Source organism: Castellaniella sp. (assembly GCF_041675725.1).
GTDB lineage: Bacteria > Pseudomonadota > Gammaproteobacteria > Burkholderiales > Burkholderiaceae_B > Castellaniella.
Genome location: NZ_JBAYTI010000072.1, coordinates 1 through 11979, shown reverse-complemented (window position 1 = coordinate 11979; position 11979 = coordinate 1). Strand labels below are relative to the sequence as shown.

10 protein-coding genes are annotated in these 11979 nt (G+C 62.5%); 7 read left to right on the top strand and 3 right to left on the bottom strand.

Going from position 1 to position 11979, the window contains the following annotated elements; all coding sequences use genetic code 11:
- Positions 1-1517: TRAP transporter permease (locus WCZ84_RS12135; protein ID WP_372686540.1), on the top strand; the 1517-nt coding region annotated here is incomplete at its 5' end.
- Between the two features lie 46 nt (positions 1518-1563).
- Here the strand turns inward: WCZ84_RS12135 and WCZ84_RS12130 are convergent.
- Positions 1564-2814 (bottom strand): D-amino acid dehydrogenase, encoded by a 1251-nt coding sequence (locus WCZ84_RS12130; RefSeq protein ID WP_372686539.1) that lies wholly within the window; start codon positions 2812-2814, stop codon positions 1564-1566.
- Between the two features lie 80 nt (positions 2815-2894).
- On the opposite strand from WCZ84_RS12130, the gene WCZ84_RS12125 reads away from it, so the two are divergent.
- A complete protein-coding gene (locus WCZ84_RS12125; protein WP_372686538.1) occupies positions 2895-3890 on the top strand; it encodes a TAXI family TRAP transporter solute-binding subunit in 996 nt (331 codons plus the stop codon).
- 18 nt (positions 3891-3908) lie between these two features.
- Here the strand turns inward: WCZ84_RS12125 and WCZ84_RS12120 are convergent, their stop codons facing one another.
- Positions 3909-5120 carry a pyridoxal phosphate-dependent aminotransferase gene (locus WCZ84_RS12120; RefSeq protein WP_372686537.1) on the bottom strand — a complete coding sequence of 404 codons (1212 nt, stop codon included), beginning with the start codon at positions 5118-5120 and terminating at the stop codon, positions 3909-3911.
- 249 nt (positions 5121-5369) lie between these two features.
- Here WCZ84_RS12120 and WCZ84_RS12115 point away from each other — a divergent pair, with 249 nt between their 5' ends.
- Together WCZ84_RS12115 and WCZ84_RS12110 are read left to right on the top strand one after the other, a co-directional pair.
- Positions 5370-6599, top strand: a complete 1230-nt coding sequence (locus WCZ84_RS12115) for a CaiB/BaiF CoA transferase family protein (RefSeq protein ID WP_372686536.1) — start codon at positions 5370-5372, stop codon at positions 6597-6599.
- Between the two features lie 52 nt (positions 6600-6651).
- The gene (locus WCZ84_RS12110; RefSeq protein ID WP_372686535.1) at positions 6652-7818 is read left to right on the top strand and encodes an acyl-CoA dehydrogenase family protein; all 1167 of its coding nucleotides are present in this window, start codon (positions 6652-6654) and stop codon (positions 7816-7818) included.
- 5 nt (positions 7819-7823) lie between these two features.
- Here WCZ84_RS12110 and WCZ84_RS12105 read toward each other — a convergent pair whose 3' ends face one another.
- Positions 7824-8432 (bottom strand): glutathione S-transferase N-terminal domain-containing protein, encoded by a 609-nt coding sequence (locus WCZ84_RS12105; RefSeq protein ID WP_372686534.1) that lies wholly within the window; start codon positions 8430-8432, stop codon positions 7824-7826.
- 259 nt (positions 8433-8691) lie between these two features.
- On the opposite strand from WCZ84_RS12105, the gene WCZ84_RS12100 reads away from it, so the two are divergent.
- From WCZ84_RS12100 to WCZ84_RS12090, 3 genes are all read left to right on the top strand, one after another.
- Positions 8692-8952 carry a type II toxin-antitoxin system ParD family antitoxin gene (locus WCZ84_RS12100; RefSeq protein WP_372686533.1) on the top strand — a complete coding sequence of 87 codons (261 nt, stop codon included), beginning with the start codon at positions 8692-8694 and terminating at the stop codon, positions 8950-8952.
- Positions 8953-9031: 79 nt separating this feature from the next.
- On the top strand, positions 9032-10177 hold the full coding sequence (locus WCZ84_RS12095) for a hypothetical protein (RefSeq protein WP_372686532.1): 1146 nt from the start codon (positions 9032-9034) through the stop codon (positions 10175-10177).
- Positions 10178-10187: 10 nt separating this feature from the next.
- Positions 10188-11979: DEAD/DEAH box helicase family protein (locus tag WCZ84_RS12090; protein WP_372686531.1), on the top strand; the 1792-nt coding region annotated here is incomplete at its 3' end.

The window sequence follows — 11979 nt, the reverse complement described above, 5'->3', positions numbered from 1 at the left end:
TGCTGTACCTGCACAATGGCTACAGCTGGAACGAAATCATCCAGCAGCTGTACATCACGGCCGAAGGCATCTGGGGCACCCCCATTCAGGTATCGGCCACCTTCGTCTTCCTGTTCGTACTCTTCGGGGCCCTGCTCGACAAGGCCGGTGCAGGCCAATATTTCGTCGACCTCGCCTACAGCGCACTGGGCACGTATCGCGGCGGGCCCGCCAAGGCGGCGGTGGTCGCCAGCCTGCTGACCGGGGTGATCTCGGGTTCCTCCACGGCCAATGTGGTCACCACCGGGACATTCACCATCCCGCTCATGAAACGGGTCGGCTACCCGGCGGTGAAAGCGGGCGCCACCGAATGCGCCGCATCGGTCAATGGCCAGCTCATGCCCCCCGTCATGGGGGCGGCGGCCTTCATCATGGCCTCGTTCCTGAACATTCCCTATTCGCAACTCATCATCTACGCCTTCGTGCCGGCCATCCTGGCTTATGTGGGCCTGCTCTACGTCGTGCACCTCGAAGCCGTCAAGCTGAACCTGCACGGCCTGCCGCGAGCCGAACTGCCGCCCTTCTGGCCCACGTTCTTCAAAGGCATCCATTATCTGATCCCGGTCATCTGGCTGCTCTACGAGCTCATGTGGGTACAGCTCACGCCCGAACGCAGCGCCCTGCACGCCACGTTCGTCCTCATGGCCCTGATGGTCGTGCAAGAGATCTGGCGTGCCTGGCGCAAGGGCACGGGCGTGTCGGCCGGCCTGTGGAAGGCCTGCAAAAACATCTTCAACGGCTTCGAGTCAGGGGCGCGCAACATGACCACCATTGCCATCGCCACCGCGGCGGCCGGCATCATCGTGGGCATGGTCACCATGACCAACCTGGGCTACGGCCTGACCCAGGTGCTCGACATCCTGTCGGGCGGCAACATCTGGGTCGTGCTGATTCTGGCGGCCATCACCTCGCTGATTCTCGGCATGGGCCTGCCCACCACCGCCAACTACATCGTCATGGCGGCTCTGGTGGCGCCGGTGATCGCCAACCTGGCCGATGCCTCGGGGCTGATGGTCCCCCTGGTCGCCATCCACCTCTTCGTATTCTATTTCGGCATCCTGGCCGATGACACGCCGCCCGTTGGGCTGGCGGCCTATGCGGCTTCGGCCATTTCGGGCGGCGACCCCATCGCGACCGGCGTGCAGGGCTTCATCTATGATTTGCGCACGGCCATCCTGCCCTTCATGTTCTTCTTCAATCCCGAACTGCTGCTGATCGACGTGGGCAGCTGGTATCGAGGCGCCTGGATCATCCTCACGGCCCTGGTCGGCATGCTGGCCTTCGTGGCCGCCACGCAGGGCTACCTGAAGATCAAGATGCACTGGTACGAGCGCCTGGCCATGCTCGCAGCCGCCGTACTCATGATCATCCCGGGCTGGGAATCCGACTCGATCGGCATCACCTTGCTGGCGCTGGCGCTCGCCTACCATCACTGGCGCGTGCGCCGCAGCCCGCCCGCGCCGGCGTCGGCCGCCTGATCACCTGGCCGGCCCGATCGGCCAGATACAGCGCCGGGCGGGCGGATCAGCGGGGTGCAAACGGCGCGGGATCGATGGCCGGTGGTTCGCCGGCCATCAGCGTATCCAGCAGGTGCGCGCTACCGCAGGCCAGGGTGAAACCCAGTGCGCCATGCCCGGTATTGAGCCAAACGTTGTCCATGCCGGGGCAGCGCCCGACCAACGGACGCCCATGCGGGGTGGCGGGCCGCTGACCGGCCCAGGCCTCGGCATGGCCGAAATCGGCCCGCGGCACGAACGCGCTCGCCTCGCGCCGCAGCTGCGCGATGCGATCGGGCTCGGGCGCGAGACCTTTCAGCCCCATGCCGACCATGGCCGAGACCCGCAGCCGGTCACCCAGCCGCACGTACACCGTGCGCCGTTCGTAATCCGTCACGCTGATGGCCGGCGCACACCCTGCCGCGCCGGGCACGGTCAGGCTGTAGCCTTTCAGGCCATACAGCAAGGGGGCATAGCCCAGCCGCCTGAGCAGGTCGCGGCTTCCGAGCCCGCCGGCCACCACGAACTGGTCCGCCTCGATCTCGCGGCCGTCGTCCAGGCGCAGCGCACGCACGCGCCGGCCTTCGCGCCGGAAGCCGACGGCACGGGTTGCCATCCAGGCCGACTGGCCACTGCGTGCAACCCAGTGGCCAAACAAGCTTTGGGTGAATGTCCGGCAATCGCCAGACGCCTCACTTGGGGTATACAGCCCACCCGCCAGGGCCGCGGCCACGGGGGCCAGGGCCGGCTCGAGCGCCACGCAGGCATCGACCGACAGCACCTGCTGCCGGGCACCGCCCAGCCCGGCCTGCAGCTGGACCTGGGCCCGGGCCTTGCCAAGCGGCCCGGCGTGCCGGTATACGATCAGCTTGCCGTTCTCGACGTGATGGAATTCGAGCGGCAGATCCCGCATCCAGGCCTGCAGCGTCGCCCGGCTGAGCGCTGCCAGGCCTAGCATCTGTGCCGTGCTGGCGGCCGCCTGCCGGGCGTTGCAGGCCCGCAGAAACGCCAGCCCCCAGCGCCACTGCAGAGGATCGAGCCGGGGCCGGAAGCGCAAGGGCGAATCGCGCCGCAACAGCCAGGCAGGCAAATGGGGCAAAACCCCAGGTTCGGCCAAGGGGGCGACGTAGCTGTAGCTGAGCTGACCGCCATTGGCATGGCTGGTCAGCTCGGCAACCTGCCGGCGGGCCTCGACCAGGCTGACCTGCGCGCCGCGCTGCGCCAGCTGCCAGGCCGCCGCCACCCCGATCACCCCGCCGCCAATGATACATACATGCATATTATGTTCCCGTGGCCTGCACAAACGATGTGGCCCTTGATACACTGGCCTGTACATACGACATTTGAGGAGTACACACAATGGGCTCTAGAACCGCAAAGTTTCTCATCGCCCTGGCCTGCACCCTGGGGTTGATCCCCCTCGCCGGTGCCAAGACATTCGTCACCATAGGCTCGGGCTCCACCACCGGTCTGTATTATCCCACCGCCGTGGGCATGGCCAAGATCGTCAACGACGCCAACATCAACGTGCGTGCCAACGCGCGCTCCACCGGCGCCTCGGTGTTCAACTGCAGGGCCATCGGCGAAGGCCAGCTGCAAATGGGCTTCACCCAGAACAACGTCGCGTACTACGCCTACAAGGGCGAAGGGGTCGAAGCCTTCCAGGGCAAGCCCGTCACCAACCTGCGCGGCCTGGCCATCCTGTATCCTGAAGTCATCCATATCCTGGCGCGCAAAGAAGCCAACATCCAGTCGCCGGCCGATTTCAAAGACAAACGCATCTACGTGGGCGACATCGGTTCGGGCACCGAGCAAGACGCTATCAACATCCTCGAAGCCTATGGCCTCGGCCTCGACGACCTGAAAACCGCCGTGCGCGGCAGCGCTGGCAGCGCAGTGAATCTGCTGCGCGACGGCCAGATCGACGCCATGTTCTATACCGTCGGCGTCGGTGCATCGGCCATTACCGAAGCCGCCCAGACAGCGCCCATCAGCCTGGTGCCCATCTCTGACGAATACGCAGCCAAACTGCACAACAAATTCGCCTTCTACACCCCCTTCGTCATTCCGGGCAAGACCTATCCCGACATGCCTGCCGATGCGCCCACCATCACGCTGTCGGCCATGCTGGTGGTCGACGCCAACATGAGCGACGATGACGTCTACGCCTTCATGGACACGCTCTTCAACAAGAAACTGGACACGTTCTACAACGACATCCAGAACCCCAACCTGAAAGAATACTTCCAGGTCAGCAAGGCCCTCGAGGGCATGCCCATCCCGGTGCACCCCGGCGCCATCAAGTTCTACGAAGAACAAAACGTCGCCGTGGCGCCCGAACTCAAAGCCAACTAAACAAGCGGGGCGGCGCGGTCACCCGCGCCCCTGCGGCGCATCCAGGTACCGTGCCAGCCGGGCCACGCCATCGAGCAGACGCTCGGGCGTGGTGGCATGGCACCAGCGCAGCCAGGCGGCTGATTCAGGGCCGAACGCGCGCCCCGGGGCCAGCCCCAGGCCCACTTTGTCTACCAGGCCGTGGGCCAGCGCCATCGAGTCTTCATGGCCCGCAACCCTGAAGAACACATACATGGCCCCGTCGGCCGCCGGCACGTCGACCTGCGGCAAGGCCGACAGTGCCTCTACCAGCACGGCACGGGTGTGCGCCAGCCGCTGCCGCAGCTGCGCGACTTCGGCCTCGCCCTGCTCGAGCGCCACCCAAGCCGCCCGTTGAACGGCCTCGAATACGCTGGCGTAGTTGAACTCGATGAGCTTGGCCAGATCGGCCTGCAGTTCGGGGGGCGTGACCATCCAGCCCACGCGCCAGCCGGTCATCGACCATGCCTTGGAAAAACTGTTCACCGACACGACGCGATCATCCGGCGCCTGATGCGCCAGAAAAGAAGGCGCAACCGGCCGTCGCACGTCATACAGAAGACGCTGATAGACATCGTCGCATAGGATCCAGATGCCATGCCGGCGGCAATGCGCCAACAGCACCTGAATGTCCTCGTCTGAAATGACCCAGCCCGTGGGGTTGTTGGGTGAATTCACCATCAGCATCCGGGTATCGGGGGTCAGCGCATCCAGCAGGCGCTCGATGTCCAGGCTCCAGCGCTGTTCGCGCACGACCAGCGGCACGCGGGTGACGTGGGCACTGAGGATGGCGGGGATTTCGATCAGGTTCGGCCAAAGCGGCGTGACGGCCACGACGCGGTCACCTGGATCCAGCAACAGCTGAGCCGCCAGCATCAGCCCGGTCACCCCGGATGCGCACACCGAAATGCGTGCTTCGGGGATGGGCACGCCATGCAGGCGGCCCAAATAGGCGGACACGGCCTGGCGCAGATAACCACGCCCTGGATTCTGGGTGTAGAACGTCTGCCCCTGGTTCAGCGCCTCGATCGCGGCCTGCCGGATGAACGGGGCGGTGGGCTGATCGGATTCGCCGAACCAGAATGGCAGGACATCGTCGCGCCCCATGGCCACGTCGGCCAGATCGCGGATGGGCGAGGCGGCCATGCGGTGTATGGCCGAGCGCGCGTGCAGCGTACGCGGGTCGCCGGGCGCAGAGAAAGAATTGGACATGATCGATTTCCACCACTTCGTCGACCGTCATGGTATCGCCAATCAGCGCGACCTGCAGAACGCGCGGCGTGCCATCGTCCAATGACACCAGGGCACCATGTGCCACCCGGCTGAACATTAGGTATTTTGAATCATCCAATAGTAAAACAATATTGGATTTATATCATTCAGGCCCGGTAAACTGGATCGGACAAGACTGCGGGCGGGGGTGCTCGGATCGCACGCATCTTGACCTCTGGAGGAAACACAATGGCCGGTCCATTCCAAGGCATCCGCGTGCTGGACATGTCGACGGTACTCATGGGGCCGTACGCATCGCAAATGATGGCCGACATGGGCGCCGACGTCATCAAGGTCGAACCGCCGCAGGGCGACGTCATGCGCAAGGTCGGCCCCATGCGGCATGAGAACATGGGCGCCCTGTTCCTGCACGTCAATCGCGGCAAGCGCTCCATCGTCCTGGATCTGAAAAATCCATCGGGCCTGAATGTGTTCCGGCGGATGCTGGCGCACGCCGATGTACTGCTGTACAACCTGCGGCCAAGCGCCATGAAGCGGCTCGGACTGGGCTACGAGGCAGTAGCCAAGATCAACCCGCGGCTTATTTACCTGGGCACTTTCGGATTTGGCGAAGGCGGCCGCTACGCCGGCCGGCCTGCATTCGACGACCTGATCCAGGGGGCCATCGGACTGCCATCACTGATGCATGCCGCCGGCACCGACGTGCCCCGCTACGTGCCCTCGAACATCGCGGACCGCAGCGTTGGCCTGTACGCCGTGGCGGTGCTGGGGGCCGCTTTATATCACCGCGAAAAAACGGGCTGCGGCCAGCGCATCGACGTCCCCATGTTCGAAACCATGATCAATCACCTGCTTGGCGATCACCTGGCCGGGCAATCGTTCGATCCGCCGCTGGGGCCGGCAGGCTATCCCCGGCTGCTGGCCTCCAACCGCCGACCCTACCGTACCCGCGATGGTTATGTCTGCGCGATGATCTACAACGACCAGCAATGGTCCCGCTTCTTGCACGCCGTCCACAGGCCCGAGATGTGGGGCAAGGATCCACGCCTGGCCAACATGGATACGCGCACGCAGCACGCGGAATCGCTTCAGATCATGCTGGCCGAGATTTTCCTGGAGCGCAGCACCCAGGATTGGCTGACTTTGCTCGAGCAGTCCGACATCCCCTGCATGCCCCTGCACACGATCGACACCCTGCTCCAAGATCCCCACCTGGCCGACGTCGGACTGTTTGAATGGCATGAACACCCGACAGAAGGCCGTCTGCGCCAAATTGGCGTACCCACCCAGTGGTCGGGTTCTCAACCCGAACCCGGCGCCCTCGCGCCCCGGCTGGGCGAGCACAGCCGGGATATCCTGCAAGAGCTGGGCTACAGCGCCGCCGAGATCGAACAGCTGCTGGGCTCGGGTGCCGCCGGCGCGCAAGCCTCTGCGCACCGGGCACCGGGGGTCTCGTAGGCCCGCCGCTGCCACCTGGCCATGCGCCCCAACCAACCTGTCAGAAGCCCTTATGGACTTTTCTTTTTCTGCCGAACAGAACGCCATCCGCACCGCCATCCAGGCCATTTGCGCACAATTCGACGATGCGTATTGGCTCGAACATGACGCTCATGGCGGCTTCCCGTACGAGCTGCACGAAGCCATGGCAAGCGCCGGCTGGCTGGGCATTTGCATGCCCGAGGCCTACGGCGGTGTCAATCTGGGCATCACCGAAGCCGCCATCATGATGCAGGCCATCAGCGAATCCGGCGCCGGCCTCAGCGGAGCCTCGGCCGTGCACATGAACATCTTCGGCCTGAGCCCGGTCGTACAGTTCGCCACCGAGGCCCAGAAGCAGCGCATGCTGCCGCCATTGATCCAGGGCAGGGAACGCGCCTGTTTTGCCGTCACTGAACCGAATACCGGCCTGAACACGACGCAGCTCAAGGTGCAGGCCCAGAGAGTCGGCGATCAATACGTATTGAGCGGCTCCAAAGTCTGGATCTCTACCGCCCAGGTCGCGGAAAAGATGCTGATCCTGGCCCGCACGACCCCGCTGAAATCGGCACGCCGGCATACCGGCGGGCTGAGCCTGTTCTATACCGACCTGGACCGCAAGCGGGTACAGATCCGTGAAATCGATAAAATGGGGCGCAAAGCAGTCGATTCGAACGAATTGTTCATCGATCAGCTCGAAGTGCCAATGGACGACCGCATCGGCGAAGAGGGCGAAGGCTTTCGCTACATTCTGCACGGCATGAATGCCGAACGCATCCTGATTGCCGCAGAAGCCGTGGGTCTGGGGCGGGCCGCCCTGCGCAAGGCGGCGCAATATGCCGGCGAGCGCATCGTGTTCAACCGGCCGATCGGGCAGAACCAGGGTATCCAGCATCCGCTGGCGCAATCGTGGGCAGAGCTCGAAGCCGCGGACTTGCTGGTGTTCAAGGCCGCCACCCTGTATGACCAGGGGCAGCCCGCCGGTACCTACGCCAATGCCGCCAAATACATGGCCGCCGAAGCCTGCTTCAATGCCTGCCAGCGCGCCGTCATGACGCTGGGCGGCTACGGCTACGCCAAGGAATATCATGTCGAGCGCTACCTGCGCGAGAGCTTCATCCCGCGCATCGCGCCCATCAGCCCCCAGCTGATCCTCTGCTACATCGCCGAAAAGGTGCTGGGGCTGCCCAAGTCATACTAGGCGGGCTACACCGGGCGCGTCGTGGCCAGCGAGGGACGCTCGCAGATCTGATCTTGCCATTGTGCCGTGCGCGGGCCGATTTCGCGCCAACCCAAGTCTGCGAACCGGAAGTCCAGATAGCCCAGCGCGCACGCGATTGCGATCGTGCCGATATCGAAGCGCTCGGCCCAGTGCTCGAACGTGGATTCGAGCTGCCGGACCCCTTCGAGCAGCTTGCGCCGCTGCCCCGCAAGCCAGTCGGCATTTTGCAACGCCGGGTCGCGGATGGTGAGTTCATAGCGTACCAGCACGCCCGCGGTCAACATGCCGTCGGCCAGCGCCTGATCGCGCAGCGCCACCCAACGCACCGCTGGATCGGCCGGAAACAGCCTACCCTGGCCATACGTGGTATCCAGATACTCGCAGATCACGCGGGAATCGTACAGGATGGTGCCATCCGCCGTGAAAAACGTCGGTACCTGCCCCAGTGGATTATGGCCAGCCACCGTCGAATCGACGCGGATCGGGTGTACGTCGCTGGGCAAACGCTCGATGTCCTGATCCACGCCCAGTTCGATGGCGACGGCCATGACCTTGCGTACAAAGGGTGACGTGACGGAATGGAAAATCTTCATGTAGGCTCCAGAAGGTTGAAAAATGATCCGTCTCATCGTAACCCGTTGTTCTGCAAGAATCACGCGGCCAGGGGCCCTGGGCACACATTCCGAATCTGGCCCGGAGGACGCGCTCAAATCTCTGCTGCCGGGCTTGGTGAAATGGGTGCAAATGGGTGTGCTATCGGTTGCGTGGTCTGCGCAGTCCTGCAACGCTCAGACTTGTTGTTGTATTCATTATTAAATATATTGAAGACATAAAGACGGCAAGGAGCTGACCATGTCCCGCACGAACACCACTACTATGACAGTACGCCTCAGTGGCCCTCTGAGCGAATTCGTTGCCGCAAACGTGGGTGAGCACGGCGACTACGAGAACGTCAGCGAGTATATACGGGACCTCATTCGTCGTGACAAAGAAACCAGGGAGGCGGCTGCATTCGAGCGGCTCAAGGCCGAACTCACCCACGCCTGGGCGGCGCCAGAGTCGTCATACAAGCCCTTGACGGCAGCAGACGTTATCGCGCGTAACCGCGTCTGATGGCGCCGTCTCTCGAATGGTGACATCGGTATCGTCACCATGCTGCATGAGAAGATACACCAGATTGGGCACTTGTATTATGAGTGAATACCAGTATTATGAATTCGCAGCCATCGACAGACCCTTGAGCGCAGTCGAGATGGCCGAACTTCGCGCTGTTTCTACCCGCGCCGTCATCACACCCGGCGGTTTCACCAATCACTACGCATGGGGCAGCCTCAAGGCCGACCCTGCTGATTGGATGCATCGGTATTTCGATGCTTTCGTCTATTGGGCCGACTGGGGCTATTGCCTTGTGTCGCTAAAGTTGCCCAAGGCTGTTTTCAGTCAGCTTGAGCTGGAATCGTTTACCCATCCGGAAGTACTGTCAATCGAGTCCGGCGATGCGCACTGGATACTTAGTTGGTGGTTGAAAGAAAACAAGAATTACGATCGCTTTGCCGAAGACGACGGCAGCAGGTGGATGCCCAGGTTGATTTCCTTGCGCGATGAGTTGATGCGCGGCGATTTGCGGCCTCTGTATCTGGGCTGGTTGGCAGCTGGCGATGCCTTGCACGATGACGTGCTGGAACCGGAAGTGCCTGCCGGACTGACAGACCTCTCGCCAGCGCAGCAGGCCTTGGTCGAATTTCTGGAAATTGATCTGGATCTGCTTGAAGCCGCCAGCATGGCCAGTGCCGCAGCCGCGGCACCGCAGGATGAAACGCTGCCAATTTCCACTTGGCTGGACATCTGGCAGACAGCGGATATGCAGGATGTGCTCAAGACAATTGCATTGGGCCGGGGCCAGAAGGCAGAATACCGGGTAAAGTCTCACTATGCTGCATGGCTCAAGGCACAGCACCCGGCATCTTCGGGTGCTCACCGGCGCAAAGTAGCAGAGCTGCGCGAGCTGGCGCAATCGGCGGGTGAGCGCAGGCGGACTCGCGAAGCTGAAGTGCACGCAAAGCGCGAGGCGGAACGTCGCCAAAAGCACCAGGCCGAGTTACGCCGCATCATGGACACGCCGGACAAATACTGGCAAGCAGCGAGCGCACAGGCATCCCGTGGAAATGCATCCGGCTACGAAAAAACGGTCGGTCTGCTGAAGGTGCTCGCCGAAGGGTATGCCTTGGTTGCCGGGCCGGATGCTTTCGAGCGCCAATTGCGGCGCTTCCTTGTCCCTCATGCCAAGCGGGCGGCACTGTTGCGTCGCTTGACCGAAGCGGGCTTATGGTCAGGATGATGCATAGACGATGACTGGCCGCGACGAGGAACTCGCCCGCCTTCGGGCCGAGAACGCCCGCTTGATCGGCCTGCTCGAAGCGCACGGTATTGCTTGGCAAGCGCCTGTGTCGATCCCCAAGTCTCCAGCAACTTTATCGTTGACCACAGACGAGAAAGTCGCGCTCTTTGGCCGGTTGTTCCGGGGCCGCGCCGACGTCTATCCAGTCCGTTGGGAAAGCAAAGCGGGCAAGAGCGGGTATGCGCCCGCCTGTGCGAACGAGTGGCGTCCTGGTGTCTGCGAAAAGCCTCGCATCAAATGCAGTGACTGTCAGCAGCGACAACTATTGCCGTTGACTGATCAGGTTCTGTTCGATCACTTGGCAGGGCGATATACGATCGGCCTTTATCCGCTGCTGCCGGGTGATGATTGCTATCTGCTGGCCGTGGATTTCGACGAATCGGCCTGGCGTGATGATGCCCGAGCCTTTGTTCAATCCTGCCGTGAACTGGGTGTTCCGGTCGCGCTGGAAATTTCGCGCTCCGGCAATGGCGCCCATGCCTGGATCTTCTTTTCCGGCCGTGTTGCTGCCCGCGATGCCCGTCGGTTGGGAACGGCTTTGATAAGTCACACCTGCGCCTGTACGAGACAATTGACGCTGGGCTCCTATGATCGTCTGTTTCCGAACCAGGACACCCTGCCCAAGGGTGGGTTCGGCAACCTGATTGCCCTGCCTTTGCAGAAGATGCCCCGCGAGCGAGGGGCAAGCGTCTTTGTGGATGATGCTCTGCAATCGCATTCCGATCAATGGGCCTTCCTGGCATCGCTGAGGACGATGGAGCCGCATGACATCGAACCCGTCGTCCTGCGCGCCACCGGCGGCTCTCATCCACTGGACATCACCTTCGCTACCGACGAAGATCTGCGCGAGCCATGGAGGCGTTCATCAGGGAACCATCAACGGTTGGTGGGTGTCATGCCGGTTTCTCTTACCTTGACCCTGGCCAATCTTATCTACATCGAGAAAGACACACTCCCGCAGGCGCTGGCCAATCGGCTTATCCGCCTGGCCGCTTTCGCCAATCCTGAGTTTCATCAGGCCCAAGCGCTGCGCCTGCCGATCTGGAATAAACCTCGTCTGATTGGTTGCGCCGATAACTTCCCTCGCCATATTGCCTTACCGCGCGGCTGTCTCGATGCCATCCGCAATCTGCTGCGTGAGCATGGCATTGGCTGCCAATTGCGGGACGAACGCTGCGGCGGCCAAGCCCTTGCTGTTGCGTTCGCAGGCCAACTCCGTGAAGACCAGGAGCAAGCTGTCAGAGCGATGCTCCGCTTCGATACCGGTATCCTGTGCGCATCCACCGCCTTCGGAAAAACCGTCACCGCTGCTGCACTGATCGCCCGGCGTGGTGTCAACACGCTGGTACTGGTGCATCGCACGGAACTGCTCAGGCAGTGGCAGGAACGTCTGCATACTTTCCTGGGTTGCGGCAAGGAGATGGTCGGCGTGATCGGCGGCGGAAAATCCAAACCGACAGGCCGCATCGACATCGCAGTCATGCAGTCCATACATCGGCAGGGAGAAACCAATCCCATTGTGGAAAATTACGGACACGTCATCGTCGACGAGTGCCATCACCTCTCGGCAGTGTCGTTTGAGGCCATTCTCAAATGTGTCCGCGCCCGTTACGTACTGGGGTTGACGGCAACACCGATCCGGCGCGATGGTCGTCAACCCATATTGTTCATGCAGTGTGGACCGATCCGGCATATCGCTGCCAAACCGGCCAGTGCACCACAGATACTGGAGTGTGTGCCAT

Coding starts and splice junctions, on each gene's coding strand:
- WCZ84_RS12130 (WP_372686539.1), bottom strand. CDS start 2,814: ATGCATGTATGTATCATTGGCGGCGGGGTGATCGGGGTGGCGGCGGCC.
- WCZ84_RS12125 (WP_372686538.1), top strand. CDS start 2,895: ATGGGCTCTAGAACCGCAAAGTTTCTCATCGCCCTGGCCTGCACCCTG.
- WCZ84_RS12120 (WP_372686537.1), bottom strand. CDS start 5,120: ATGTCCAATTCTTTCTCTGCGCCCGGCGACCCGCGTACGCTGCACGCG.
- WCZ84_RS12115 (WP_372686536.1), top strand. CDS start 5,370: ATGGCCGGTCCATTCCAAGGCATCCGCGTGCTGGACATGTCGACGGTA.
- WCZ84_RS12110 (WP_372686535.1), top strand. CDS start 6,652: ATGGACTTTTCTTTTTCTGCCGAACAGAACGCCATCCGCACCGCCATC.
- WCZ84_RS12105 (WP_372686534.1), bottom strand. CDS start 8,432: ATGAAGATTTTCCATTCCGTCACGTCACCCTTTGTACGCAAGGTCATG.
- WCZ84_RS12100 (WP_372686533.1), top strand. CDS start 8,692: ATGTCCCGCACGAACACCACTACTATGACAGTACGCCTCAGTGGCCCT.
- WCZ84_RS12095 (WP_372686532.1), top strand. CDS start 9,032: ATGAGTGAATACCAGTATTATGAATTCGCAGCCATCGACAGACCCTTG.